Source organism: Erythrobacter sp. (assembly GCF_036351135.1).
GTDB lineage: Bacteria > Pseudomonadota > Alphaproteobacteria > Sphingomonadales > Sphingomonadaceae > Erythrobacter.
In genome coordinates this window covers 26,871-51,984 of the sequence record NZ_JAZBON010000025.1, presented here as the reverse complement: position 1 = coordinate 51,984, position 25,114 = coordinate 26,871, and the positions used below count along the sequence as shown (strand labels likewise).

Genomic DNA, 25,114 nt, shown 5'->3' with positions numbered 1-25,114 from the left:
CCCCCGCCCTACCCTTGCACGCAGGGATCGATCTGCTCGGGCTTCGGGCGATCGCCGCCGCGTTCGAAGCGTACGAAATAGCTGTTCAGATCGGGCCGCTCGACGAATTCGACGAGCTTGTAACCGACCGCATCGAATTCGCAGAAAAGCAGTTTGGGCGGGATGCCGTGTTTGCCGGCGGGGCGATCATACTCGACGACGATGATCTGCCCGCCCTGAACCAGCGAGGGCCACATGCGCCACAGGAAGGCGTAGGGTTCGGTCACCTCGCTGTAGACATGGACCAGGAAGATGCGGTCGAAACTGTCGACCGGAAGCTGCGGGTCGTCCGCTTCGCCCAGCTTGATCGAGATATTCTCGAGCCGCTCGCGCTCGACCCGGCGACCGAGCCGTTGCAGCGCCTCGCGGTCGATATCCTGCGCCAGCACCCGGCCCGCCTCGCCCACGCGGGTGGCCAGCCGCACGGTGTAATAGCCTTCGCCCGCACCGATATCGGCCACCGTCATCCCGCTGGCGATATCGGCTAGATCCATCACTTCCTGCGCTTCGCTGCGCTCTTCGCGCGTATCTTCGTCGGGAAAGGTATCGTCCTCCCCCTGAAGAATGGTCCGGTCGGGCCGCGGAAAGTCGAGAGCGGTTTCGGGCCGGTCGCTATCACCCGTCAAGCCATCGCAAGCGCATAAAACGAGCGGCGCCAACGCTACGCTCAGCCGCCGGCAAAACCTCACTCGACGTCCTCCACCTCGAGCGTTTCGCCGGTCACGCGCTGGGCCAGCGCGGCCGAGATATATTCGTCGAGATCGCCATCGAGCACCCGGTCCGGCGAGGACGAAGTTACGCCGGTGCGAAGGTCTTTGACCATCTGGTATGGCTGGAGCACATAGGAGCGGATCTGGTGGCCCCACCCGATGTCGCTCTTTTCCTGATATTCGCCCGATGCCGCCGCCTCGCGTTCGGCCATTTCGCGTTCGAACAGGCGCGCCTTGAGCATATTCATCGCGGTGGCGCGGTTCTTGTGCTGGCTGCGATCATTCTGGCTCGCGACAACGATGCCGGTGGGCTGGTGGGTGATGCGAACGGCGCTGTCGGTGGTGTTGACGTGCTGCCCGCCGGCGCCCGATGCGCGGTAGGTGTCGATCTTGAGGTCGGACGGGTCGATCTCGATCTCGATATCGTCGTCGATCACCGGGTAGACCCAGACGCTAGAGAAGCTCGTATGGCGCTTGGCCGCGCTGTCATAGGGGCTGATACGGACGAGGCGGTGGACGCCGCTCTCGGTCTTGGCATAGCCATAGGCGTTCTCACCTTTCAGCAGCAGGGTCGCCGACTTGATCCCCGCCTGATCGCCCGCCTGATATTCGACCGTTTCGACCTTGAATCCGCGCCGCTCGGCCCAGCGGCCATACATGCGGAACAGCATCTCGGCCCAGTCCTGCGATTCGGTCCCGCCAGCCCCTGCATGGATTTCGAGATAGGTGTCGTTCCCATCCGCCTCGCCGGAGAGAAGCGCCTGCACCTTGTCGGCATCGGCGCGCTTCGCGAGGCGCTCGAGGCTCTTGAGACCATCGTTGACGACGCTTTCCTCGCCCTCGGCCTCGCCCATCTCGATGAACTCGATCGCATCGCCCATCTCGGCGCTGATCTCGTTGACAGTGTTAATCGCGTCCTCGAGCTGTTTCTGCTCGCGGCTGATCTTCTGCGCTTCCTTGGGATCGTCCCAGAGCGTGGGATCCTGCACGCGCGCGTTGAGCTCTTCGAGCCGTCGCAGCGCGCGCTCCCAGTCGAGCGACTGGCGCACGAGCGCGAGCGCCGCTTCGATCCGGTCGATATGTGCCTGGGCCTCGGCGCGCATGGGAAATCCTTAAATTCGCTGGTCTTAAATTGGCTGATTATGCCCCGCATCGCTTAACGCGGCGCGCGACATTGTAAACGCCCCTTGGGCGGAGCGGCCTGGCTTCGGGAGTTGCTTGTTAGCGGGAGAGCGCGCGGACCGCAGCCAGCGTCTTGGCGACATGGCCGCGATAATCGCTGTCCGCATGGACGAAGGCGATCCGGCTATCGGGCGCGATGACGTAAGAGGTGCGGCTCGCGAGCCCGGAATTGCCCATCGCCACATCGTAGGCTTCGATCAGTTCGGACGCGGCGACGCCAACCGGAAAGGCATCGCGGCATTCCTCGCGGCTAAAGCGTTTGAGCGTGGCGATGTCGTCGTTCGACATGCCGATGACGCTCGCGCCGGCGGCGCGGAAATCGTCCATCGCCTCGGCAAAGGCATTGGCCTCGAGAGTGCAACCCTGGGTGAACGCCTTGGGGTAGAAATAGAGCACGACCGGACCCTGCCGCAAAGCCGCCGCGAGCGAGAAGCCCATCTCGGTGCCCGCCAGCGCGGCTTTGGTCGTGAAGAGCGGCGCCTTGCTGCCTTCGGGCAGTTCGGCCAGCACGGGCGCGGCGAGGCCGAACGCAGCAACCATTCCCAAGGCGGCGTTGAGGATTGTGCGGGCGATCATCAGTAGATGCCTCCCTGTTCCTCGGCAAAATTGATGACCTCGCCCTCCCCGCCGGCATTGGCGCGTGGCCCTTCGCGGCCCGCCCGGATCAGCGTGAGAATCTCGTCGCGCTTGGCGGCGATCGCGTCCTGCCGGGTCGCGCGGTCGGGCTCGGTGTCGGGTTTGAACGCCTCCCAGATGATCGCGCCGCGAGGATCGCCGTCTGGCCAGCCATCAAGCACGCGCTTGCCCGAGCGGCGATCGACCCGGACCATGCGAATGCCCTCGGGCGCGATCGGCGGAGTGTCGGACCAGCGCTCGCGCGTCTGTTCGATGAAATCCTTGATGATCGGCGCCGCGATCGTTCCGCCATAGGCATAGCCGCCCATATTGCGCGGATTGTCGAACCCGACATAGGCGCCCGCGACCAGCCTCTGCGTGCCGCCCACGAACCAAACGTCCTTGGGCCCGGTGGTGGTCCCGGTCTTGCCGAACAGCGGCAGTTCGAGCGGGTTGAGCACGGTTGCCGTCCCGCGCGAAACCGCGCCTTCGAGCATATGCATCACCTGGAACGCGGTGCGCGCATCCATCGCCTGGACGCCCTTGATGCCGAAGCGCGGCATCGGCGAGCCATCATATTCAGCCATGTTGCAGCCGTTGCAGGGCCGCTGGTCCGCACGCCAGATCACCTTGCCGCGGCGATCTTGGACGAAGTCGATGACCGTCGGATCGTTCAGCCGCCCGTGATTGGCGAGCGCGGAATAGGCCGAAACCATGCGCGCGACGGTGGTCTCCTCCGAACCGAGCGAAGTCGCGGCATAGGGATCGGGATCGTCGCTGATGCCTAGCGTCTCGATCGTTTCGACGACATTGTCCATGCCCGCCTGCATTCCGATCTGCACGGTCATGATATTCTGCGACTGTTCGAGGCCGTAGCGCATCGGGAACTGGCCCGCGCGTCCACCGCGAATGCATTTCTGCCCGAGCTGCCGCCCCTGATAATAGCAATATTGCGTGTTATCGATCTGGGTCGAGGGGGTCATGCCGTTGTCGAGGCCGGTGGCGTAGACGAAGGGCTTGATGGTCGAACCGGGCTGGCGCATCGCCTGCGTCGCGCGGTTGAAGTCGGACAATCGGTGGTCGAACCCGCCCTGCATGGCGAGCACACGGCCCGTCTGCGCATCCTGCAGGACGAGCGCGCCCTGTGCTTCGGGCACGGTTTCGACGCGGAAGCCATTGCCTTGCGGGGAGACCGCGATAACGTCGCCGGCCTTCAGCGCATTGGGCAGATTGGACAGAGGCGCTTCCTCGCCATCCGAAAAGCCGACCGTCGCCGAGCCGCCCTCGCGCCCGGTCACAACGCCGACGCGCCAATCCTCGTAATTGACCGAGATGAACGAGCTGGCGAGCTGGCTTGCCCAATTTCCTTCGCTCAAATCGATCGTCGCGATCGGGCCGGACCACCCGCGCCCGCCATGATAGCGCACGAGGCCCCGGCGCAGCGCTTCGCGCGCGGCGTCCTGCATCTGGGTGTCGAGCGAAGTGCGCACCCACAGCCCGCCGGCATAGACACTGTTCTCGCCGTCCTCGGCGGTTTCGCCGAATTGCTCGATCAGCTGGCGGCGCACCTCTTCGAGGAAATAGCCCGCATCCGCGCTCTGCTGATTGCGCTGACGGACAAGCCCGAGCGGCTCGGCGGCCGCGGCGCGGCGCTGCTCTTCCGTGATGAAGCCGTTCTCTTCCATCTGTTCGAGCACGAAATCGCGCCGTGCGATCGCGGCCTCCTCCTGCCCCTTTCGGCCATAGCGCTCGGGCGCCTTGGGCAGGATCGCGAGGAAGGCGGCTTCGTGCAGATCGAGGTCGCCGACATCCTTGTCGAAATAGGCGCGCGAGGCCGCCTGCACGCCGAAGGAGCGGCGGCCGAGCGGGATTTCATTTAGGTAGAGCTCGAGGATTTCCTCCTTGGACAGGACGTTCTCGATCCGGCTGGCAAGGATCATCTCCTTGAGCTTGCGCGTGACCGAATATTCGTCGCCCAGCAACAGGATCTTGGCGAGCTGCTGCGTGATGGTCGACCCGCCCACGGCGCGGCCTTCGCGCGCAGGGTTGAGATAGTCGATCACGGCATTGGCCGTGCCGGTAAAATCGACGCCGCCATGGCTGAAGAATGTCTTGTCCTCGGCGGAAAGATAGGCTTCGACCAGCAAATCGGGGAAATCGCCATATTGCAGCTGCACCCGCCGCTCGCGCGCATAGGAATGGACGATCTCGCCATCGGCGCCGCGCACGACCGTCGGCAGCGGCGTTTCGTATTCGACCAGGCGATCGGTTTCGGGAAGGTCGCTCGCCAGCCACAGCCACGCCGCCATCCACACCGCGACGGCGAGCACTGCCAGCGCCGCCGCCAGTCTGAAGAGCGTGCTCGAACGCCATTTTTCGGCGAACCATTGCGTTGCCCCCGACAGGTCGCGGGATAGGCGGTAGCGCCAGTAATCGAGCGGCGGCAGGGGCGTGTCTTGATCGCGTGTCATTTCAGGTTCGCTATCTAATGCGCCCTGCCGCCGAATGCCAGCGGCGCGTCAGACCTCGGCCCGGCGGGCGAGATAGATGCGGATCGCGCGCGCCAGCACCGCGGCGAGTTCCTCGCGGCCCTCGCGCGTCATCAGCCGCGCCCGGTCCGCCTCGTTGGTGACGAAGCCGGTTTCCACGAGCACACCCGGCACGTCGGGCGCGCGCAATACCGCGAGCGCGGCGGAGCGGCGGCGCTGCGGGTGAAAGCGGATGCGGCCCTCGCCCTCCCGCACGATCAGGGACGCCAGTTGCGCTGCGTCTTCCTGCACGCGCGCCTGCGACAATTCGACCAGGATCGCGCTCACTTCCTCGCTCTGGTCCGCGACACGCACGCCGTTCAGCCGGTCCGCGGCATTCTCGCGCGCGGCGAAGCGGGCGGCGGCCTCGCTCGAGGCCTCGTTCGACAAGGTGTAGATGCTCGCCCCGCCGACATCCTCGCGCCGCCCGGCGGAATCGGCATGGATCGAAACGAACAGGTCGGCGCCCAGCAACCGCGCGATTTCGGGTCGCCGCCCTAGCGGCACGAGCCGGTCGTCCTCGCGGGTCAGCGCCACTCTGATACCGCCCGCCTCGAGCAATTCCTCGCGCATGAGCAATGCGATCGCAAGAACGATATCCTTCTCGCGCATGCGTTCGCCATCTTCGCCCTCGCCCACCGATCCCGGATCGCGCCCGCCATGCCCCGCATCGAGCACCACCAGCGGGCGGGAGGGATCGTCCGGCCCGGCAACGTCCGGCAATTCGAGCGGTTCGAGCGCAGGCTCAAGGACGAAGCGCTGGACATAGTCGCGGCCCCATTGCGGCACCGGCAGCTCTTTTCCCAATGCCGCCGCCCCGCCCAGGACAAGCAAGGGTACGGCAAATAGGAGAAGCAGGAGCGTGCGCACACTCATGGCCCTTCGACGCTTAGATTGTTGCGTAACCTATGTGCAATAGAGTTGCAGCGCGAAACCCACGGTGCTAGCGCATCGGCCAGAAGCGATGGCGACAGGCGCATCTGGGCGCGTCGATCCACCGCTTCGTTCACCAAGGCCCGGCTGGCGCATCGCAGCGCCCACCCAAGCCGGCCAATAACAGGTTGATGCAGTGACGAGACGCTTTGCCTCGCAAGACCATGCCCAGCGCGCGAGCGTTGCTGCAGGTCCTGCGGGCAGCCGGGCGGCACCCTGCCGCTCTCTCGCCCCAGCAGACACGATCATGGCGCCCCTTGCAGATACTGCACGGCGCGCTTTCTTAGATATCGGCCCGCAAGACGCGAAACGAACCTTGCGAGCCGTTTTCCAACACATGACGCGCCCCTCCCGCCCCCATCGGGCAGGCGGACCGGGCGTATGGAGACTATTGAATGGCAACGCGCATGCTTATCGATGCGCGCCACTCGGAAGAAACCCGGGTGGCGGTGCTCAAAGGCAACCGGATTGAGGAATTCGATTTCGAATCTGCCGAACACAAGCAGATCAAAGGCAATATCTATCTAGCGAAAGTCACGAGGGTCGAACCCTCCTTGCAAGCCGCCTTCGTCGATTTCGGCGGCAACCGGCACGGCTTCCTCGCCTTCAGCGAGATCCACCCCGACTATTACCAGATTCCGCAGGACGACCGCGAAAAGCTGCTCGCCGAGGAGGCCGAGGCCGCCGAGGAAGAGGCCCGCCTGCGCGCCGAGGAAGAGGAAGAGGGCGTCACCCCCGGCGACGAATACGACGCCGACGACGAAAGCGCCGAAGCGCTCGCCGAAGACCTCGCCGAAGACGGTCTGGAAGAAATCGACACGTCCGAAAAGGACAAGGTCGCCACCATCGAAGACGGCGCCGCCGACGACAGCGACGACGATGAAGATGACGACGACGACGACTCCGACGAGGAAGATTCGTCCGACGATAGCGACGACGAAGAGACCAAGCCCCGCCGCGGACGCCGCGGGCGCGGTCGCCGCCGTCAGGGCGCTCGCGGTAACAAGGGCGACCAGCAGAAGGGCCGCAGCCGCGCCAAGCAGGTCGATGCCGTGCGGGCCAAGCGCATGGCGCTGCGCCGCCGCTACAAGATCCAGGACGTCATCCAGCGCCGCCAGGTGCTGCTCGTCCAGGTCGTGAAGGAAGAGCGCGGCAATAAGGGCGCCGCACTCACCACCTATCTCAGCCTCGCAGGCCGCTACACCGTGCTGATGCCCAATTCGTCGCATGGCGGCGGTATCAGCCGCAAGATCAACTCGACGAGCGACCGCAAGCGGCTGAAGGAAATCGTTTCCGACCTGTCGCTGCCAAAGAGCATGGGCCTGATCGTGCGCACCGCCGGTCTCAGCCGCACCAAGACCGAGATCAAGCGCGATTTCGACTATCTCGCGCGGCTGTGGGACGAAATCCGCCAGACCACGCTCAAGTCCACCGCGCCTTCGCTGATCCATTCGGACAGCGACCTTATCAAGCGCGCGATCCGCGACATCTACAATCGCGAGATCGAGGAAGTGATCGTCGAGGGTGCGGAAGGCTACAAGAGCGCCAAGGCGTTCATGAAAATGCTGATGCCCAGCCATGCGCGCCGGGTAAAAGCCTATTCGGACCCCGTGCCGCTGTTCCAGCGCTACGGCGCGGAAGATCAGCTGCGCGCGATGTACGATCCGATGGTGCAGCTCAAATCGGGCGGCTATCTCATCATCAATCCGACCGAAGCGCTGGTGTCGATCGACATCAACTCAGGCCGCTCGACCAAGGAGCACGGGATCGAGCAGACCGCGCTTCACACCAATCTCGAAGCGGCGCGCGAAATCGCCCGCCAGCTGCGCCTCCGCGACATGGCCGGCCTGATCGTCATCGACTTCATCGACATGGAATACAATTCCAACGTCCGGAAGGTCGAAAAGGCGATGAAGGAAGCCTTGAAGACCGACCGCGCGCGCATTCAGGTGGGCCGCATTTCGGGCTTCGGCCTTATGGAAATGAGCCGCCAGCGCCTGCGCACCGGCGTGCTCGAGGCGACCACGCGCGAATGTCCGCATTGCGACGGCACCGGCCTTGTTCGCACCGCCTCTTCCGCCGGCCTTTCGGCGCTGCGCCTGATCGAGGACGAGGCGGCCAAGGGCAAGGGCATCCGCATCTGTCTGGAGGCCAGCACCGAGGCGGCGATCTATCTCCTCAATGAAAAGCGCGGCGAGCTGATCGAGATTGAGCAGCGCTACGGCGTCAGCGTCGAGGTCAAGCCCGAAGGCGAGGACGAAGGCGCGAAGATGGATGTCTCCAGCCACGGCCCGCGTCCGGCCGAGGCGCCCAAGTTCGAACCGATCGTCGATGACGATGACGAGGACGAGGACGACCTTGCGCTCGACGAAGCGGACGAGGAAGACGACGACGATGCACCGCGCAAAAAGAAGCGCCGCCGCCGGCGCGGCGGTCGCGGCCGCAACAAGAAGCGCTCCCAGGATAACAATGGAAGCGACGACGATAACGAAGACGGCGACGAGGACGATGCGGATGGCGATGCGTCCAATGCAGAGGACGATGACGATAAGCCCAAGCGTCGCCGCCGCCGCGGCGGGCGTGGCCGCAAGCGCAAGCAGGACGATACCGGCGACGATGCGTCGAGCGACAGCGACGCGGATGGCGAACTCCCGGCGGAAAACCTCGAAGAGGTGTCGGAACAGGTGAAGGACGACATGCTCGTGGTGGCCGGCCCTGACGATGCGCCGGAAACCGCCGGGAAAGCCGCCGAGAGCGATGATGGCGCCGCGGCGGAAAAGCCCAAGCGCAAGCGCGCCCCTCGCAAGAAGAAAACCGAGGATGCCGAGGCCAAGGCTTCCGATGCGCAGGCCGACGGGTCCGACGCCGAACCGGAAAAGCCAAAGCGCAAGCGCGCGCCCCGCAAGAAGAAGGACTCAGAGGCGAAGGACGGGGAAGCTGCGAATAGCAAGGCGAAAGCCACGGACGTATCGGCGAAGGATCCCCAGGCGGCCCAAAGCGAAGACACGCTGGTCGCCGAGCCGGCCCCCGCCGCCCAGAACGCCAGCGGCAACGACAATTCCGCTGACGAGGACAGCGCCCCGGCGACGAAGACCGGCTCGCGCAAGCGCGGCTGGTGGCAGCGCACATTCGGCGAGTGATCGCGCAACGGGCCTGCCATCGCCCTCTGGCGAAGGCAATGGCAGGCCCGCCGCATCTCGGGAAGACAGAGTGACGACCCAGTCGCGCAATTGCCGCGAACTCTCCGGCCCGCCACAATCGTTACACAATCCACGGCGACACATGCCCGCCCATTACTGCACAGGGCCTCTGCCATGACCCCGAGCGTACCCGTTACCACTCCCGTGACCGTGATCATTCTCGCCGGGCAGCGCGCCGGGATCCGCAATCCCCTCGCCGCCGCCGCCGGGGTGAGCCATAAATGCCTGGTCCCGATCGCCGGCAAGCCACTGATCGAGCATGTCTTTGCGGCGGTTGCCGAGCTTTCCGCAATTCACGAGATCGTCGTGTCTCTCGAGGAAGACGCGCACGACGCGGTTGCCGAGATTGCCGCGCGGGCCGTTATGGGCGGGACGCAGATGCGCTTCGTTCCCGCGCGCGAGGCGTTGGTCGATTCCATCCTTGCGGCAGTTGAGGGCGCCCGGCTGCCGGTCGTCATCACCACCGCGGACAATGTGCTGCTGACAGCCGAGGGGTTCGACGCGATGCGCGGCGCGCTGGGCGAGGCGGAAGTTGTCTTCGCACTCGCTCGTCGCGAGGACGTCCTTGCCGCCCATCCGGACGGCCAGCGCAATTTCTACCGCTTCCGCGATGGCGAGTTCGCCAATTGCAACATCTATGCGCTGAAGAACGAGGCCGCGCTCGCCTGCATCGGCGTCTTCAGCGAGGGCGGCCAGTTCATGAAAAGCAAGATGCGGATGGTGCGCGCTTTCGGGCTCTTCAACATTATCGGCCTGGCGCTCCGCCGCTTCACCAGTGCAGGTGCGGCGCGGCGGATCGGTACGCGTTTTGGCGCACAATGCGCACGCGTCGTCATGCGCGACGGGTCTCTGGCCATCGACGTCGACAATGCGCGGACGTACGAGTGCTGCGAAACCATTCTCGAACGCCGCGCCGATCGCGCGCGAACGGCGCAAGACGCCTGACCCGCTCCGACGCTTTCACCGCCCCCTTCCTTCGCCCCTTTGCTCGAAGAGCACCTGCCCCATGCACGACTCCTCCCCGAACTTCCTGTCCCCGCGCACCATCCCGCAAACCGCGAAAGACCGGCTGCGCGTTCTCTTCATCGCCAAGAATGCCGGGTGGACCGGCGATCTTCACCCGCAGGACGGGAACCACGCGATCTATCATCGCGAGACGCGCGAGACGCTCGAGGCGATCGGGCTTGACCTCATGGTCGCGCAGACACCCGAGATTCTGTTCGATCCGCCAGGCGATATCGACTTCGTTTTCCCGCTGCTCAACCGCGCGGGCTATTTCAATTCCGAAATGCTCGTCCCGCTTCTGTGCGAGCGGGCGGGCCTCGCCTATCTCGGCGCGAGTCCGATCCTGCGCGGGCTGGCGGACGACAAGCATCTGGCCAAGCGCGCCGCCGCCGCTGCCGGGGCGCCGACCGCGCCCTGGGCCGTATTTCGCAAGGGCGCGCCGCTCGATCTGGATGCGTTGCCGCCGGCGGAGCGTTATGTCGTCAAGCCCAACAATTCCTCCGCCAGCTGGGGCGTGCGCGATGCGTCGAGCCGCGAAGAGGTCGCAGCGGCGGTGCGTGAGATCCACGAGGACTCTGCCAATGGCGGTCAGGACGCGATCGTCGAGCCCTTCCTTGAAGGCTCGGATGTCGAGGTTCCCGTCGTGACCATCGACGGCGAGCCTCGGATCCTGCCGCTGCTCATCTTTCGCCAGTCCGACCCCTCGCATCTGCGAACCTATTTCGAGAAGCGCGATCTGGTGGAGCGCGAGACGAAATACTCGCTCGAGGCCTTCACCGACCCGGAGATATCCCGGCAGATCGCCGCACTGACTGCAAAGGTCTGGGGGGAATATCGCCCGTTCGATTACGGCCGGTTCGAGTTCCGGGTGAACGAGGCGACCGGCGAGATGAACTTTCTCGAGCTCAATCTTAATTGCAATCTGTGGTCGCAAAAAGTCTTCGGCCGGGCGGCGCGCATGGCCGGGTGGTCGCACGAACAGCTGATCGAGACGATCCTTGCCGAGGGCCTGGTGCGGCACGGGCTGCTATAGGCTCGGCGCGGCAGGGATCGGTAACCGGATGACGCCCGGACCGCTCAGCGAATAGCGCGCAAACGCGACAGGCCCCGCCGCCTCCGACATTCAATCGTCGGAAGCACGGGAGGGCGACGCCAAGCACGCCGCCCTCGCTTTCCGGCGCATTTCCGTCAGCCGGGTGTCAGGCGCCAGCGGCGAAGCTGTCCACGATCATCATTGCGCCGGGATCGATCGGCGGCGCCATGGCGGCCTGCGCATCGTCGAGGTCGATGCCCCCCGCCTCGGTTCCTGTCCCCGGAGTAGCGGGGCCGATCGTTCCGGTGTTGTCATCATCGAGCGTTTCGGCATCGCTCGTGATGACCTGGTCGCCGATAAGAACCTCTCCGGCATCGCTGTCGAAAACCAGCGTGCGCGCATCGCCGCCGTCGAACAGGATGGTCGCGCCGCTGGTGCCCACGGGCACGGTCGCGGTGATGACGCCGTCGGTAATGATCACGCTCGAACCGCTGCGCTCGGCGGTGTAGTCCGAGGCGTTGCCTTCGAACTGGATCGTGTCGTCGCCGGCATTGAAGGACGCATCGAAGGCCGTCTCCAGCTCACCTGTCGCGGCGGTAAAGAGACGCACCGTTTCATCGCCGGAGGTCGTGCCGACCACGGAGATATCGCCCTCGACCAAGCCTATCGAGCTGTTCGGATTGAGAATCAGCAGATCGGCCGAAGTCGCCGAAGGTGTCGGCAGCGGCAAAGGCGTTGTGGTCGTGGTGGCATCGAGCGCTGTGGCGGTGCTGGTGATAGCCTGATCGCCGATCGCCACTTCGCCCGCCCCGCTGTCGAAGACCAAGGTCCGCGCGCTGTCATCGAAGACGAGGATTGCGCCGGTGGTGCCCACCGGGATCGTTGCGGTGATGAAGCCGTCTGTCACAATGACGCTCGACCCGCTGCGTTGCGCTGTGAACGTGTCGGCATCGCCATCGAACTGAATCGCATCGCCGCCGGCGTTGAAGGAGGCATCGAAGCTGGTGGTCAGATCGCCTGCGACCGGGCTTTCCAGGCGTACGGTTTCCTCGCCCGTAGCGGTTCCGACGACCGAAACATTCCCCTCGATCAGGCCGACCAATGTATCGGCATTGAGAATCAGCAGATCGGGCGCATCTGAGGGCGGCGTCACGGTGGTGAGAGTGACGGTCGTATCGTCGAATTGCGCGAATTCGACAGCTGTCAGCGTGTCGGTGCCGTCGGGACCATCGATAGTGAAGGTGCCGTCATTATTGTCGGTAATGGTCGACTGGGCGCGCGTTCCCGAGAAAATCGCGGTATCACTGCCCGCACCGCCGTCGATCGTGTCGTCGCCGTCGAAGCCCTGAATGAAGTCGTCGGCACCCGAAAACACGAACGTATCGTCGCCGGAGAAGGCATCCTCGATGATGGCGCGATCGTCGGCGGCGCTGGCCGAGACGATGGCGTCGAACAGATCGGCGGCGTCCAGAGAAAGGTCTTCGATGAAGAAGATCAGCTCCTGAGCAGCAAAATCGTTTCCGGCAATCGCGTTTACGGTCCCGGCGACGAGATCTCCCGATCCATTGAGCGCGAAGTCGCTACCATAGAGTTCCAGATCGAGGTCATCAGTGCCATCCGACGCGTTGATGATGTAGCCGTCCGAGTAGGTGACGCCCTGGATGACGAAGTCCTCATCGTCCTGGAAAAACTCCTGGACGAAATTGTCGCCGAAAAAGGTGAAGTCGAAGCTGCGGATGTCGAACCGCTCGAATGCCTCGAAAGTAGCCATCTCAAATCTCCCTGCGGCCATGCCGTCCTAGGTTGCGTTGCCTCGAACCTATACCATCGATATGGGCCAAGGCCAGCGCGGTTCGCCGCATTCTCCCACCATTTCCGCGGCTTTCATGAACCCGGCCGCCAGTCCACAGGGCCAGTGCCGTTGCAATACGGACGGCCTTACGGCGCAACGGCTTCGCCAGCATAATCGAACACCTTGCCGCTATCGGCGGGCGACAGCGCTTCAAGCACGCCGATCAGGTCGCGCGCGGCCTTGTCCGGCGCGGTCAGCTGGCCTTCGAGCAGGTTCGACTGGAAGGGTTCGGAAAGAGCGGTGTCGACCGTGCCGGGATGCAGTCCCACGACGATCGCCTCGTCATGCGTGCGGCGGATCTCGATCGCGAAATTGCGAAGCAGCATGTTGAGCGCGGCCTTCGACGCGCGGTAGGAATGCCATCCGCCAAGGCCATTGTCGGAGATCGACCCGACCCGCGCGCTGAGCGCAGCGAATACGCAGCGCCGGTCCCTCGGCATCAGCGGCAGGACATGCTTGGCGATCAGCGCCGGGCCGATCGTGTTGAGCGCGAATGCCTGCGCCATCGCCCCGGAGTCGAGCCGTTTGTAGGTCCGTTCCGGCCCCGTCCCGTCGGCAAGGGTGAGCACGCCGCTCGCGACGATGACCCATTCGGGCAGCGCGTCCTTCATCAGCTTCGCAGCCGCTTCGATGCTGGCCTCATCGGTCAGGTCGAAGGCGAAAGGACGGATGTTCTCGCCCGCCGGCCCGGACCCGGCGCGCGAGCCGGCATAGATTATCTCGCATCCGCGCGCGGTGAGCACGTCGCACAGTGCGCTGCCGATCCCGCCGGTGCTGCCGAAGATCGCCGCCCGGCGCGGCGCGTTTCCTACTTTATCCATCATTGCTAAACCGAGCGGATGACCTGCGAGTTCCTCACTTTCGCCCTCAGGCAGGGCTTTCGTTCGGGCCGCGAATATGCTGCGAATTTTCCTTCCCAGGACCGTGTTCCATGTGTTCCATCCTGTAGGATTGCCGCATCCGCATGGCGGCGCGCGAACATCGCAACACCTCGCGCCTTGCCTGTGCCGATCAAGCCGTTAAACATGGCGGCAACCAACAGGGATCGGTGACGATATGGCGACTTTCACGCTTCCGAAGAACTCGAAGATCAAGTCCGGCGGCAAGGTGCATAAGGCTTCGGGCGGCAAACGGATCAAGTCGTTCAAGGTCTACCGCTATGATCCCGATAGCGGCGCCAATCCGCGTTACGACAAGTTCGAGATCGACCTCGACGAATGCGGCCCGATGGTTCTCGACGCGCTGTTCAAGATCAAGAACGAGATCGACCCGACGCTGACCTTCCGCCGCTCCTGCCGCGAGGGGATCTGCGGGTCGTGCTCGATGAACCTCAACGGCAAGAACGGCCTTGCCTGCACCACCGCGATCGAGGATCTGAAGGGCGAGATCCGCATCACGCCGCTCCCGCATATGGACGTGATCAAGGATCTGGTGCCCGACTTCACGCACTTCTACGCGCAATACGCCTCGATCAAGCCGTGGCTGCAAACCGTCAGCCCGACGCCTTCGGGCAAGGAACGCCTGCAATCGCCCGCGGAACGCGAGAAGCTCGACGGGCTGTACGAGTGCATCCTGTGCGCCTGCTGTTCGACCGCCTGCCCGTCCTATTGGTGGAACAGCGACAAGTTCCTCGGCCCCGCGATCCTGCTGCAGGCCTATCGCTGGCTCGCCGACAGCCGCGACGAGATGACCGGCGAACGGCTGAATGAGCTTGAAGACCCGTTCCGGCTCTATCGCTGCCATACGATCATGAACTGCGCGAATGTCTGCCCCAAGGGCCTGTCGCCCGCCAAGGCGATCGCCGAGACCAAGAAGATGATCGCCGAACGCGCGATCTGACGCTGTCGCCTTTCCTACCGGCATGGGCCATGCCATGGGGGCCGGCATGAACAGCGCCAGTACCGCGATCAATGCCCCGTTCGATTATCACGCCATCGATCCGGCCGATGCGGGCGGAGAAGAAGGCTGGTACAGCTGGAACCTCACCGATCGCACGCGGTACAACACCGCCGTGCTGGGCGAGATGTGGGTAAGGCGCGAGGGCGATCGCTGCCGCCTGCGCATGTTCCCCGAGCGGCGCCACACCAATCTCGGCGACAACATCCATGGCGCCGTCACGCTCGGCCTCGTCGATATTGCGCTGTTCGCCACCATGCATGTTTGCGGCTCGGGCGAAGCGGGCCCCTCGGTGACGGTCGAGCTGTCCAGCCAGTTCGTCGATGCGGGCGATCCGGCGCAGCCGCTCGATGCGGTGAGCGAGATCGTGCGGGAGACCGGACGGATGCTGTTTCTGCGCGGTCAGGCGGTTCAAAGCGGCCTCTATCGAGATGAGCGCATTATCGCGAGCTATTCGGGCATCGTGCGCAAGATGAAGGCGCGGCCCCGCGAATGACCCGCATGATCGCCCGCTACGAGCAGCTGATCGCCAATGGCGAGCTGCGCGAAGACCGGGACCAGCGCCGCGCGGCGCTGCGGCTCGATGCCTTGCAAAAGGAGCTGGAGGCGGAGCGGCCCGGCGGACTTCTGAGCCAGTTCTTCGCGAAAAAGCCAGAGCGCGCCCGGGGCGTCTATATGTGGGGCGGGGTCGGGCGCGGCAAATCGATGCTGATGGATCTGTTTCACGACACGCTCGCCATCGAGGAAAAGCGCCGCGTCCATTTTCACGCCTTTATGCAGGAGGTGCACTCCATGATGCGGGCTTGGCGCGATGCGGAGCCGGGCGATCCGATCCCGCATGTCGCGAAGGACATCGCGCAAGACGCCCGCTGTCTCGCCTTCGACGAAATGGTCGTGACGAACTCCGCCGATGCGATGATCATGAGCCGGCTCTTCACGCAGCTGATCTGCAACGAAGGAGTGACGATCGTCACAACCTCCAACCGGCCGCCGGGCGACCTCTACAAGGACGGCCTGAACCGCGAGCATTTCGTGCCCTTCATCGCGCTGGTCGAAGCCGAGCTCGACGTCGTCGGCCTCAACGGTCCGGTCGATTACCGGCTCGACCGGATCGGCGACATGAAGACCTGGTATGCGCCGGCCGACGACGCGGCGACGGCCCAGGTCCGCGAGGTCTTCTTCCGGCTGACCGATTTCGATCCCGAAGACGCCGCCCATGTCCCCTCCGCCGAGCTTGCCGTGGGCGCGAGGCGCGAGTTGCATGTGCCCAAGGCGCTGAAGGGCGTCGCGGTCTTCAGCTTCAAAAGGCTATGCGTTGAAGCGCGCGGGGCGCCCGATTACCTTGCCATCGCGCGCGCCTATCACACCGTCATCATCGTCGGCATCCCCCTTATGGGGCCGGAAAACCGCAACGAGGCCGCGCGTTTCGTGACGCTGATCGACGCGCTTTACGAACACCGGGTCAAGCTGTTCGCCACCGCCGCCGGCCCGCCCGAAGCGCTCTATCAGGCGGGCGACGGCGCGTTCGAATTCGAGCGCACAGTGTCGCGGCTGAACGAAATGCAGAGCGACGCATATCTCGCGCTCGGCCATGGCGGGGAGATGTGAGCGCCGCCGTACTGGACGGCGGATCGATCAGGCGGCGGCAATGCGCTCCGCAAGACGGCCCTGCGCGGCGACGAGGCGGTTCATCACCTTGAGGTCGGTCTCGCTCAGCTGCAGCGCGGTGTCGGCCCACAATTCGGTGATCTCGTTGAGTTCGGCAAGCTCCAGCTGCCACACCCGCTTGATTGCCCGGCGCGAACCGATGAGGCCGGCATGGCGACGCTCGGACTTCTTGATGAAGTCGCGCACTGCATTCACCCCGTCCCCCGGCTCGGCCAAGTGGTGAACGATGCCCAGCTGGTAAAGCTCTTCGGCGGTGTAGGTCGCGTTGGAGACGATGATACGGTCGGCCATCGCGCTGCCGAGCTTGCGCGCCAGCAGGGCATGGGCGCCCATACCGGGGAACAGGCCGAACATGATTTCGGGAAGGCCGAAGGTCGCGTCGCGCTCGGCCACGATATAGTCGAAGGACAGCAATGCCTCGAACCCGCCGCCCAGCGCTGCGCCCTGAACGAGCCCGATCGTCAGCATCGGAATACCGAGCGTCGCGATATTGCGATGAAGGATCGAACAGCAGCGGTGCCCGTACTCGACCAGCCCAGCCCTGTTGCGCTCGCGGATAAGGCGCTGAAACAGTTCGAGATCGCCGCCGAAGCAGAAGACGTTGGGCGCGCGCGAACCGAGCACGAGATAACGCAGCGGCACCTTCTCGGGGCCGAAGCCATCCGCGATCAGATCCTGCCAGCTTTCGAAATCGCGGAGCATCGCAGGAGTGAAACTCGGGCGATCGGCGGGCCGCATAAATGTCCACAAGGCCGCGCTGGCGTCCTCGTAAAGCACATCGAGTTCTTCGAGTTCGAACAGCGCTCCCGGCACCGCGCTTTGCAGCGCGCTTTTGCAGAACAGTTCTTCCTCATCGTCCAACGGAATTGCCCTTGCGACACCGCTATCCATTGTCCGCTTCTCCATCTGACCCTGTTTTGTCCGCCGAAAAGGCGGCCGTGCGCACGGTATGTTCCGCACTGCACAAGAATTGTTAGGCCGATGGGCGGCGCAATAGCAAATCCTTTGTCGGCAAAACGGGACGAAGCGAGTCGGTGAGGCCCTCCCCTCGGCCTGCTAGCAGGCCCGCAAAATGCTCGACCGCGGATGTCAGGACCAGACGCCGAGCCTTCGCAGCGAGACATCGAGCATCAGCATCTGCCACAGGCCGCGCGAATGGTCCGAGCGGCCCGCGATGTGATCCTCCGCCATCTGCGCGATCCGCGACGTGTCGAACAGGCCAGAGCGCGCCAGTGCAGAGCCCGCCGCAATCGCCCGCACATCGCCTTGCAAGGGACCGCGCATCCATTCCGCGATCGGAGTGACGAAACCCTGTTTGGACCGGTAAAGAATGTCGCGCGGCAGGTAGCGCCCCATGGCGGATTTAAGCAGATATTTGCCCGTCGTCCCGCGCACCCGCATGCGTTCGGGCAAGCTGCTCGCGAACTCGACAAGCCGATGGTCGAGCAGCGGCTCGCGTGCCTCGAGGCTGACGGACATACTGGTGCGATCGATCTTGGTGAGGATGTCACCGGGGAGCCAGAAGGTAAGATCGGCATATTGCGCCCGGTCGAGCCCGCTGCGTGCCGGGGCTTTGCGCATCAGCCCGACAAGCTCATCCTCAGCGCGGAAACCAGCAAGCTGGCGTTTGAAAGCGCTCGAATAAAGAGCATGTCTCACCTGCGAACCCATGACCGCCAGGGCGCTCGCATAACCCGCATCTCCCCCTTGGGCGAGCGCGAGCAGCGTCGCCTTCGCGCGTAGAGGCCGCGGGGCCCAGTCGGCCTTGGGCCAGACCCGGCCGAGCCCGCCGAAAACGGACTCGCGAAAGGCTTCAGGCAGCATTCCGCGTACCCGCTCTTCGTGATGGTGGAACACCTGTCTGCGATAGCCGGCGAAGGCTTCGTCCGCGCCGTCGCCCGACAGCGCCACGGTGACCTTTTCGCGCGCCAGTTGGCATACCCGCCAGGTCGGCAGGGCGGACGCATCGGCGAAAGGTTCGTCAAACATCGCCGCGATCTGCGCCAGCGCGCCGAAATCGTCCTTGCCGACGATGCGCGCCTCGTGCTTTGTGCCAAACTGCGCCGCAACCCGCTCGGCATAGGTCGTCTCGTCATGTGCGGCGACATCGAAGCCGATCGAGCAGGTCGCCACCGAATGCGCGCTCGCCTCGCTCATCAGCGCGACCACCGAGGAGGAATCCACCCCGCCCGAAAGGAACGCGCCCAGTGGTACGTCGGAAACCATACGCGACTGCACCGCGTTGCGCATCCGGCCGATTAGCTCGGCGGACAGCTCCGCCTCGCTGCCCCGTGCGCGTTCGGCAAAGCTTATGTCATACCAGCGGCGCTGCTTCGGCATGGGCTTGCCCTGTTCGAGCAGCAGGTAATTGCCGGCGCGCAGCTTGGTCACGCCGGCAAGGATCGCATGGCTGTCGGGGACGTAGCCCCAGGTCAGATAGGCATCGAGCGCGTGCGGATCGAGCGCGCGCCGCATCTGCGGGTGCGCGATCAGCCCCTTCAACTCGCTGGCGAAGGCGAGCCCGCCATCGGGAAGGCGCGTCATGAAGAGCGGTTTGACCCCGAACCGGTCGCGCGCAAGGAACAGCTGGCGCTTCGCCCGATCGTAGAGCGCGAAGGCGAACATTCCGTCGAGCCGCTCGAGGCACCCAGCGCCCCATTTCTGCCAGGCCGCGAGGATGACTTCGGTGTCGCCGCTGGTGCGGAAACGGGTGCCACCGCGTGCGAGCTCGGCACGCAGTTCCCGGAAATTGTAGATCTCGCCGTTGAAGACTATGACCGCGCGCTCGTCCGCCGATAACATCGGCTGAGGCGAACCGGCAAGGTCGATGATCGAGAGGCGGCGATGGCCCAGCCCGACGCCGAGATCGGTCCACACCCCCGCCCCGTCCGGCCCGCGATGGACCATCGCGTCGCACATCCGCTCGACCCGTTTGGGGTCGACCGGCTTGGGCGTTTCGGCGTGGAAGATTCCGGCAATACCGCACATTGGCAATGTGCCGGGGCGTTATCCGATCCCCGCCGGGGCGGCAATGCCCGTGACCGAGGAGGCGAATAGGACGAGCGCGGCGACACCGGCGAGGACGATAACGGGGCTGGCCGCGGGGCTTTCCAGCCGGCGGACGAGCGGGTTCGCGGCAGCCTGATCCGCGTTCCAGCCATAAGCCTCCGGCGCGCGCTCGAAATAGCGCCAGGCGACGGACAGGATCAGAGCGACGACGATGCCGAAGAAGATCCAGCCATAGACGATGTGATCGAACCCGACGGCCACTTCCGCGCCGTAATATTGCGCGACGAGGATGGTAGCCCAAGCGCGGATACCGTTGGCGATGATCGGCACCGCGAACGCCGCGAGCAGGAACAGGGCCCGGCGGCGCCAGCTGACAAAGCGCGTCGCGCAGACGAGCACGGAAAGCGTCAGCATCGCGATCAGGAAGCGCACGCCCGAACACGCCTCGGCAACGATGAACAGCCCGGCCGGCGTGTCGATATGGGTGCCGTCGACCGCGGCAGGAATGCCGCTTGCCTGCGTGAGCGCGATGGCGATCTTGGCGGTGACCATCTGCAGAGGCGGGACGATCTCCTCACCGAACGGCACGAGGGCTGCTGCGAAAGCGATCGGCAAGGCGACGACAAAAGCTGCCCGCGGCCCTATCGCCGCCACCACCAGCGCCTGCAACGCGCCGACCGCGCCGGCATGGGCGAGAAGGTTGATGCCGGTCATCCGTCCGATCACCCATAGCCCGAGCGCGGCTGCGAGCAGGAACAGCCCCGCGGGCCAGGCGCGCGGTATCAGCTTTGCAAGCTCGCTCGCCTTGATGGCGACGAGCCAGGCGATGATGAAGGGCACGAGGAGGATGTGCGAGTAGGTATCGACGTTCCACCATTGATGCAGCATCTCGCCCCATTCCCGAGCGGTCAGCAGTGCCAGGATCGCAGCGCCCGCCGCCATGATTGCGAGCGCCTGCGCCCTGCCCGGCGAGAACGTGTCCGCGCGGGTCGCCGGAGGACTGGCGGCGTCAGGCGGCATGGCGCACCTTACTCGCGGTGGGCGCGCCTGCTCTCAGGCCGACGAGGCGTTCGAGCGGCGTCAGCATGGCGCTCCAGCCATAGCGATCGAGCACGAACTGCCGCGCCGCAGCGCCGATCACGCGGGCTCTTTCTGAATCCTCGAGCAACGTGGCAAGCCGCTTCGCCATCGCGGCCACGTCCAGTTCGCTCACCAGCCAGTGTTGGCCATCGCGAGCGGCAATGCCCGTGGCGGCTCCCGGCGAAAGCAGGACGGGCCGCGCCATCGCCATCGCTTCGAGCACCTTGTTCTGCACCCCGCGCGCGAGACTGAGCGGCGCGAGCACGCAGGTGGCGGCGGCAAGGAAGGGCCGCATGTCGGGCACCTCGCCCCATACCTCGACTCCCGCCGCCTCGCTCAGCGCGCGCACCGCGCGGGTGGGTTCGCGTCCGACGATGTGGAACTCGGCGTCCGGGAAAGCGGCACGTATAGCGGGCATCAGCCGGCGGGCAGTCCAGATCGCGGCCTCGACATTGGGCGGGTAGTCCATCTGTCCGGTGAAGATGAACTGCGGGCCGGGGCGCGCTGCGATGTCGGGGTGCGGCTTGACCAGGGCTGGATCGAAGATGGCGGTGTCGATACCATTGCCGATCACCTCGATCCGCGCTTTGCCCGGGTCGTCCAGACGTTCGCGCAAAAGGTCGGCTTCCGGCTCGCTGATAAGCACGGTGGCATCGGCGCGAGTTGCAAGCCGCTGTTCCTCGCATGCTAGCAACCTAGCTTCGCGCGCGTGAACCAGGCCAATTAGCCCTGCCCCGGCGGCATAGGATTCGAACTTTGCGCTATCGACATCGCACAGATCGACGACAAGCCGGCCATCGAAGTCCGGCGGCACATATTGCCCCATCTGACCAGAAAAGACGACGATCGCTCCGATATCATAACGCGCAATCGTTTCGTGTACCCACCGCGCCAGCTGCGAAGAGCGGAACGCCGCGAGGCTAACGGGGATACCGGCGACGAGGCTTCGCAAGCCAGCAAGCGCGAGCGGTGTACGGCGGCGCACGATGCAATCGCTTGCCGCGAGGTCGCGCAATTCTGCGATTCCAGCAGCGCTTGTCCCTTGGTCGGCGAAACAACCGACGTGAACCGGCGCCAGCGTCGCCAGCTTGCGCAGGACATGCGCGCTGCGGATCGTGTCGCCGCGATTGGGCGGAAACGGCACGCGGTGCGCGAGATAGAGGATGTCGCCCACTTGTCAGCCTTCGCGCGATCAGGCCAGGCCGCGTGCAATCGGCGGGCCGATCCGGTTGGCGATGAACAGCGGCAGCCTCTTCCACAGCGCGATCCTGCGCGCATATGCGGGGCTGGTCGGATCGACATCGCGCGGCGTCTCGCCCGGTGCATGCCAATGCGCGTAGGTTAGCGGCTGCGGCTCGAACCCCCAGTTCTTCTTGAACCGATAGGGCCCACTTTTTATTTTCGACCGCCCGAAATCGAACCGCGTCATACCGCGGCGGCGCGCATGCAGCATCAGCCGGTAATACATCAGCTCGTTCGCGCGCGCGCCGCGAGCGGCAAGCGTTCCGCCGCCCCAGAACGGCATGACCGCGCCCCGATGGTAGAAGGAGAACACACTGGCGATCGGCTTCCCATGCCGTTCGACGGTCAAGATATCGCTCGCCTCGGGAAAGGCGCGCAGCATTTCAGCGAACAGGCGGCGCGGGAAAACCGGCGTGCCGAGATTGCGCACGCTCTCGGAATAGACCGCGTAATGCGCTGCCAGATCGTCCGCCTCGCGACCCGTTCGCACGCTCAGACTTTCATCCTTCAGCGCCTTGCGGATTTCAGCGCGGGCTTTTCGCGGGCTGGCAAGCAGCTGCGCCTCGTCATCCTCGGCAAGCTCCTTCGCGAAGCCGCAATGCTTGTCCGCAACGGCCTCCCAACCTTCGGGGACGGGACCACCGCGGCATTCGATGCTGGCGAAATTGTCGCGCACGGCATGCGACTGCGCCGCTTGCGCGAGCGCGGCGGCCACGCCCTCATCCACCGCGCAGATCCCGCCGCCAACGCCGAAACCCGACGAGACCAGCGCTCTGCCGAACAGGCGCGAGCGCACTTCGATTATCGGGAGCCACCCGGCGATCGTTCCGCCCCGCGATGCGACGAAGCCGCTGGCCCGCTGACCCGTGCCAGCTTCCACCGCGGTAAGCCATTGCGGCAAGTGGAAAAGGCTTGCCTCGCATTCGCGCACGAAGCCTTCGATGGCTGACCTTTCCGCCGAATCGCGAAGCGTGGTGAAATGCACGCTCGTTTCCAGACGGACCGGCGCGTTCATTGCGCGGGTTCTTCACTGTCGAGCAGCAGTTCGAGCTCGACCGCGCGGCGCTCCTCGCGCCGGGCCAGTGCATCCATGCGCCCCCACCGAAATTCGTGCACCAGTCCGCGCAGCTTGCCCGCCATCTTTTCCAGCCCGGTATAATGGCGCAGGCGCGAGCGGATCGGCGCGCCGGGGACGCGCGGCTGATCGGGATCGATCTCCCATGGGTGAAAGTAGAACACCGCGGGACGCTGTTCGTCGCGGTTCACCTGGCGGATCGCCCAGCGCGAAAAAGCATAGGGCAGCACGCGAAAGAAGCCCCCTCCCCCCGCCGCCACTCGGCGTCCGCCAAGGATCGCGCTGGCAACGGGCAGCTCGACAAGGTCGGCATCGGGCAACGGGTAGAACGCGAAGCGCGGCGCTTCGGGCCAGCCGTAATGGTCGTGCGCGATCGGCGCGACGCTGGAGGAATAGGCGTAGCCTTGCTCGGCCAGTTCGGCGAAGGCCCACTGCACCCGCGCATCGATCGAGAAGCTGGGCGCGCGGTAGCCGGTGACCGGCCGGCCCGAGCAATCCTCTAGGATCACGCGCGCCTTGCGAATGTCCTCGGCGAAAGATGCGCGATCGAAGGAGGTGACGCGGGCGTGATCGTAGCCATGGCTCGCGATCTCATGGCCCGCATCGGCAATCCGGCGGATGATAGCCGGATGACGCCGCGCGACCCATCCGAGCGTAAAGAAAGTCGCCCTGACATCCGCCTCGGCAAACAGATCGAGGATGCGTTCCAGATTGTCGACCACGCGGGTCTTCAGCCCATCCCATTCGTCGCGCTCGATGACGTCCTCGAAAGCGCCGACCTGGAACCAGTCCTCGACATCGACCGACAGGCCGTTGACGATACGGTCGCGGTTTGCGCTTTCATTCAGCGCGGGAAAGGGACCGGGGGCATTCATGCTTAGGCAGCCTCGCGCTCCAGACCGTCCTCGAGCCACTCGATCAGCATCGTCAGCACATGGCGTAGGGAGGCTTCCTGTTCGTCGAGCCGCCCCTCGATCCGTTCGAGCGATGGATGGGATGACAGGTCTCGCGGTGACGCCGGCAGATCGCCCGATGTGTCCACACTGGCACGCTGCAATTCGCTGATGGCCGCCTCGAGCTCCGCAGTGCGGCTATCGCGCTGTGCGAGAAGCGCGGCGACTTCGCGCGCCGGGACGTGCCCCGCCATTGCGGGGACTTCGTCGGCTAGCGTTTGTGCATGCTCCGCCGGCTCGATGCTGAGCGGGCTCGGCTCGGGGCTCGCGCCGCGGGTCTGGTCGTCGGCCATCTCGGCCAGAACGCGCCCCAACATGTCGGTGGTCAGCGCGTCGCGTTCCTCGACCGTTCCCAGCAGCAGCAGCCGGTTCATGATCTGGTTGACGCGGCGCGGAATGCCGGCAGCCGCTTCGTGAACTGCAGGAAGCAGACTGTCATCGAGCGCGGGGCGCCCCTCCCAGCCCGCCTGTTCGAGACGGTGGCGGATATAGGCGGCAACCTCGTCCGCCTCCATCGCTTCCAGGTGATGCGAGGCGATGATCCGCTGGCGCAGCTGTTCGAGATCGGGATGGCGTGCAAGAGTCCGCCGGAATTCGGGCTGCCCGAGCAGCAGGCTCTGCAGGAGCGGGTGCGCGCCGAGCTGGAAATTGGAGAGCATTCGCAATTCTTCGAGCGCGGCGAGATCGAGGTTCTGGCATTCGTCGACGATCAGTAGGCAGCGCCGCCCGGCGCGCGCCTCGTCTTGCAGGAAGCGTTCGATTGCACCGAGCGCCGCCGCCTTGTCATGACCTGCGACTTCGAGCCCGAAAGCATCGGCGACGATGTGGACGAGCTCGCCCGCATCGAGCGCCGAAGTAACGATCTGCGCCGCCGTAATATGCTCCGGATCGAGCCGCTTAAGCAGAAGCTCGACCAGCGTCGACTTGCCCGCGCCTACTTCGCCGGTGATGACGATAAAGCCTTCCGCCTGGTTCATGCCGTAGCCCAAATAGCTCAGCGCCTTGCGATGGCTCGCGCTCTCGAAATAGAACGCAGGATCGGGCGTCAATTGAAACGGGCGGGCGGTGAAGCCGTAATATTGATCGTGCATGTC

At 64.9% G+C, this 25,114-nt stretch carries 20 protein-coding genes; 6 read left to right on the top strand and 14 right to left on the bottom strand.

What is annotated here, in order from left to right; genetic code table 11:
• Positions 1 to 8: 8 nt before the first annotated feature.
• The 5 genes from V2I30_RS07220 to V2I30_RS07200 all read right to left on the bottom strand — a co-directional run bounded on the left by V2I30_RS07220 (position 9) and on the right by V2I30_RS07200 (position 5,950).
• Positions 9 to 665 (bottom strand): class I SAM-dependent methyltransferase, encoded by a 657-nt coding sequence (locus tag V2I30_RS07220; RefSeq protein ID WP_330661441.1) that lies wholly within the window; start codon positions 663 to 665, stop codon positions 9 to 11.
• 59 nt (positions 666 to 724) lie between these two features.
• Positions 725 to 1,852, bottom strand: coding sequence for a peptide chain release factor 2 (gene prfB, locus V2I30_RS07215; RefSeq protein ID WP_330661440.1), 1,128 nt, complete (start codon positions 1,850 to 1,852; stop codon positions 725 to 727).
• 118 nt (positions 1,853 to 1,970) lie between these two features.
• Positions 1,971 to 2,507: a peroxiredoxin gene (locus V2I30_RS07210; protein ID WP_330661439.1), complete on the bottom strand. Its 537-nt coding sequence runs from the start codon at positions 2,505 to 2,507 to the stop codon at positions 1,971 to 1,973.
• Positions 2,507 to 5,017, bottom strand: coding sequence for a penicillin-binding protein 1A (locus V2I30_RS07205; RefSeq protein WP_330661438.1), 2,511 nt, complete (start codon positions 5,015 to 5,017; stop codon positions 2,507 to 2,509). The genes V2I30_RS07210 and V2I30_RS07205 overlap by 1 nt, the downstream gene beginning before the upstream one ends.
• 48 nt (positions 5,018 to 5,065) lie before the next feature.
• Complete coding sequence (locus tag V2I30_RS07200; protein ID WP_330661437.1) at positions 5,066 to 5,950, bottom strand: N-acetylmuramoyl-L-alanine amidase family protein; 885 nt, start codon at positions 5,948 to 5,950, stop codon at positions 5,066 to 5,068.
• 452 nt (positions 5,951 to 6,402) lie between these two features.
• Here V2I30_RS07200 and V2I30_RS07195 point away from each other — a divergent pair, with 452 nt between their 5' ends.
• The 3 genes from V2I30_RS07195 (at position 6,403) to V2I30_RS07185 (ending at position 11,245) form a co-directional block, all read left to right on the top strand.
• Complete coding sequence (locus V2I30_RS07195) at positions 6,403 to 9,147, top strand: Rne/Rng family ribonuclease (RefSeq protein ID WP_330661436.1); 2,745 nt, start codon at positions 6,403 to 6,405, stop codon at positions 9,145 to 9,147.
• 174 nt (positions 9,148 to 9,321) lie between these two features.
• Entirely contained in the window at positions 9,322 to 10,152 is an 831-nt protein-coding gene (locus V2I30_RS07190; protein WP_330661435.1) for an NTP transferase domain-containing protein, read from the top strand.
• Between the two features lie 61 nt (positions 10,153 to 10,213).
• Positions 10,214 to 11,245 (top strand): phosphoribosylglycinamide synthetase, encoded by a 1,032-nt coding sequence (locus V2I30_RS07185; RefSeq protein ID WP_330661433.1) that lies wholly within the window; start codon positions 10,214 to 10,216, stop codon positions 11,243 to 11,245.
• 166 nt (positions 11,246 to 11,411) lie between these two features.
• Here the strand turns inward: V2I30_RS07185 and V2I30_RS07180 are convergent, their stop codons facing one another.
• Positions 11,412 to 13,016 carry a hypothetical protein gene (locus V2I30_RS07180; RefSeq protein WP_330661432.1) on the bottom strand — a complete coding sequence of 535 codons (1,605 nt, stop codon included), beginning with the start codon at positions 13,014 to 13,016 and terminating at the stop codon, positions 11,412 to 11,414.
• Positions 13,017 to 13,183: 167 nt separating this feature from the next.
• Positions 13,184 to 13,918 carry an SDR family NAD(P)-dependent oxidoreductase gene (locus V2I30_RS07175; protein WP_330661639.1) on the bottom strand — a complete coding sequence of 245 codons (735 nt, stop codon included), beginning with the start codon at positions 13,916 to 13,918 and terminating at the stop codon, positions 13,184 to 13,186.
• A gap of 235 nt (positions 13,919 to 14,153) precedes the next feature.
• Here V2I30_RS07175 and V2I30_RS07170 point away from each other — a divergent pair, with 235 nt between their 5' ends.
• Genes V2I30_RS07170 through zapE form a run of 3 tightly spaced genes read left to right on the top strand, consistent with a single transcriptional unit; the run spans position 14,154 to position 16,601 of the window.
• A complete protein-coding gene (locus tag V2I30_RS07170) occupies positions 14,154 to 14,936 on the top strand; it encodes a succinate dehydrogenase iron-sulfur subunit (RefSeq protein WP_330661431.1) in 783 nt (260 codons plus the stop codon).
• Positions 14,937 to 14,982: 46 nt separating this feature from the next.
• Positions 14,983 to 15,489, top strand: coding sequence for a PaaI family thioesterase (locus tag V2I30_RS07165; protein ID WP_330661430.1), 507 nt, complete (start codon positions 14,983 to 14,985; stop codon positions 15,487 to 15,489).
• Positions 15,486 to 16,601, top strand: coding sequence for a cell division protein ZapE (gene zapE, locus V2I30_RS07160; protein ID WP_330661429.1), 1,116 nt, complete (start codon positions 15,486 to 15,488; stop codon positions 16,599 to 16,601). Before V2I30_RS07165 ends, zapE begins: the two co-directional genes overlap by 4 nt.
• Positions 16,602 to 16,628: 27 nt before the next feature.
• Here zapE and V2I30_RS07155 read toward each other — a convergent pair whose 3' ends face one another.
• From V2I30_RS07155 to V2I30_RS07125, 7 genes are all read right to left on the bottom strand, one after another.
• The gene (locus V2I30_RS07155; RefSeq protein WP_330661428.1) at positions 16,629 to 17,552 is read right to left on the bottom strand and encodes a crotonase/enoyl-CoA hydratase family protein; all 924 of its coding nucleotides are present in this window, start codon (positions 17,550 to 17,552) and stop codon (positions 16,629 to 16,631) included.
• 198 nt (positions 17,553 to 17,750) lie between these two features.
• Positions 17,751 to 19,649, bottom strand: a complete 1,899-nt coding sequence (locus tag V2I30_RS07150; protein WP_330661427.1) for an XrtA/PEP-CTERM system amidotransferase — start codon at positions 19,647 to 19,649, stop codon at positions 17,751 to 17,753.
• 18 nt (positions 19,650 to 19,667) lie between these two features.
• The gene (xrtA, locus tag V2I30_RS07145) at positions 19,668 to 20,690 is read right to left on the bottom strand and encodes an exosortase A (RefSeq protein ID WP_330661426.1); all 1,023 of its coding nucleotides are present in this window, start codon (positions 20,688 to 20,690) and stop codon (positions 19,668 to 19,670) included.
• Entirely contained in the window at positions 20,680 to 21,924 is a 1,245-nt protein-coding gene (locus V2I30_RS07140) for a TIGR03087 family PEP-CTERM/XrtA system glycosyltransferase (protein WP_330661425.1), read from the bottom strand. The genes xrtA and V2I30_RS07140 overlap by 11 nt, the downstream gene beginning before the upstream one ends.
• Positions 21,925 to 21,942: 18 nt before the next feature.
• Positions 21,943 to 23,007, bottom strand: coding sequence for a FemAB family XrtA/PEP-CTERM system-associated protein (locus V2I30_RS07135; protein WP_330661424.1), 1,065 nt, complete (start codon positions 23,005 to 23,007; stop codon positions 21,943 to 21,945).
• Positions 23,004 to 23,942 (bottom strand): XrtA system polysaccharide deacetylase, encoded by a 939-nt coding sequence (locus V2I30_RS07130; RefSeq protein WP_330661423.1) that lies wholly within the window; start codon positions 23,940 to 23,942, stop codon positions 23,004 to 23,006. The genes V2I30_RS07135 and V2I30_RS07130 overlap by 4 nt, the downstream gene beginning before the upstream one ends.
• 2 nt (positions 23,943 to 23,944) lie before the next feature.
• Positions 23,945 to 25,111: an XrtA/PEP-CTERM system-associated ATPase gene (locus V2I30_RS07125; protein WP_330661422.1), complete on the bottom strand. Its 1,167-nt coding sequence runs from the start codon at positions 25,109 to 25,111 to the stop codon at positions 23,945 to 23,947.
• Between the last annotated feature and the right edge of the window lie 3 nt (positions 25,112 to 25,114).

What these genes read in the sequence shown, in the direction of transcription:
- prfB (WP_330661440.1), bottom strand. Translation starts at nt 1,852, where the DNA reads ATGCGCGCCGAGGCCCAGGCACATATCGACCGGATCGAAGCGGCGCTC.
- V2I30_RS07210 (WP_330661439.1), bottom strand. Translation starts at nt 2,507, where the DNA reads ATGATCGCCCGCACAATCCTCAACGCCGCCTTGGGAATGGTTGCTGCG.
- V2I30_RS07205 (WP_330661438.1), bottom strand. Translation starts at nt 5,017, where the DNA reads ATGACACGCGATCAAGACACGCCCCTGCCGCCGCTCGATTACTGGCGC.
- V2I30_RS07200 (WP_330661437.1), bottom strand. Translation starts at nt 5,950, where the DNA reads ATGAGTGTGCGCACGCTCCTGCTTCTCCTATTTGCCGTACCCTTGCTT.
- V2I30_RS07195 (WP_330661436.1), top strand. Translation starts at nt 6,403, where the DNA reads ATGGCAACGCGCATGCTTATCGATGCGCGCCACTCGGAAGAAACCCGG.
- V2I30_RS07190 (WP_330661435.1), top strand. Translation starts at nt 9,322, where the DNA reads ATGACCCCGAGCGTACCCGTTACCACTCCCGTGACCGTGATCATTCTC.
- V2I30_RS07185 (WP_330661433.1), top strand. Translation starts at nt 10,214, where the DNA reads ATGCACGACTCCTCCCCGAACTTCCTGTCCCCGCGCACCATCCCGCAA.
- V2I30_RS07180 (WP_330661432.1), bottom strand. Translation starts at nt 13,016, where the DNA reads ATGGCTACTTTCGAGGCATTCGAGCGGTTCGACATCCGCAGCTTCGAC.
- V2I30_RS07175 (WP_330661639.1), bottom strand. Translation starts at nt 13,918, where the DNA reads ATGGATAAAGTAGGAAACGCGCCGCGCCGGGCGGCGATCTTCGGCAGC.
- V2I30_RS07170 (WP_330661431.1), top strand. Translation starts at nt 14,154, where the DNA reads ATGGCGACTTTCACGCTTCCGAAGAACTCGAAGATCAAGTCCGGCGGC.
- V2I30_RS07165 (WP_330661430.1), top strand. Translation starts at nt 14,983, where the DNA reads ATGAACAGCGCCAGTACCGCGATCAATGCCCCGTTCGATTATCACGCC.
- zapE (WP_330661429.1), top strand. Translation starts at nt 15,486, where the DNA reads ATGACCCGCATGATCGCCCGCTACGAGCAGCTGATCGCCAATGGCGAG.
- V2I30_RS07155 (WP_330661428.1), bottom strand. Translation starts at nt 17,552, where the DNA reads ATGGATAGCGGTGTCGCAAGGGCAATTCCGTTGGACGATGAGGAAGAA.
- V2I30_RS07150 (WP_330661427.1), bottom strand. Translation starts at nt 19,649, where the DNA reads ATGTGCGGTATTGCCGGAATCTTCCACGCCGAAACGCCCAAGCCGGTC.
- xrtA (WP_330661426.1), bottom strand. Translation starts at nt 20,690, where the DNA reads ATGCCGCCTGACGCCGCCAGTCCTCCGGCGACCCGCGCGGACACGTTC.
- V2I30_RS07135 (WP_330661424.1), bottom strand. Translation starts at nt 23,007, where the DNA reads ATGAACGCGCCGGTCCGTCTGGAAACGAGCGTGCATTTCACCACGCTT.
- V2I30_RS07130 (WP_330661423.1), bottom strand. Translation starts at nt 23,942, where the DNA reads ATGAATGCCCCCGGTCCCTTTCCCGCGCTGAATGAAAGCGCAAACCGC.
- V2I30_RS07125 (WP_330661422.1), bottom strand. Translation starts at nt 25,111, where the DNA reads ATGCACGATCAATATTACGGCTTCACCGCCCGCCCGTTTCAATTGACG.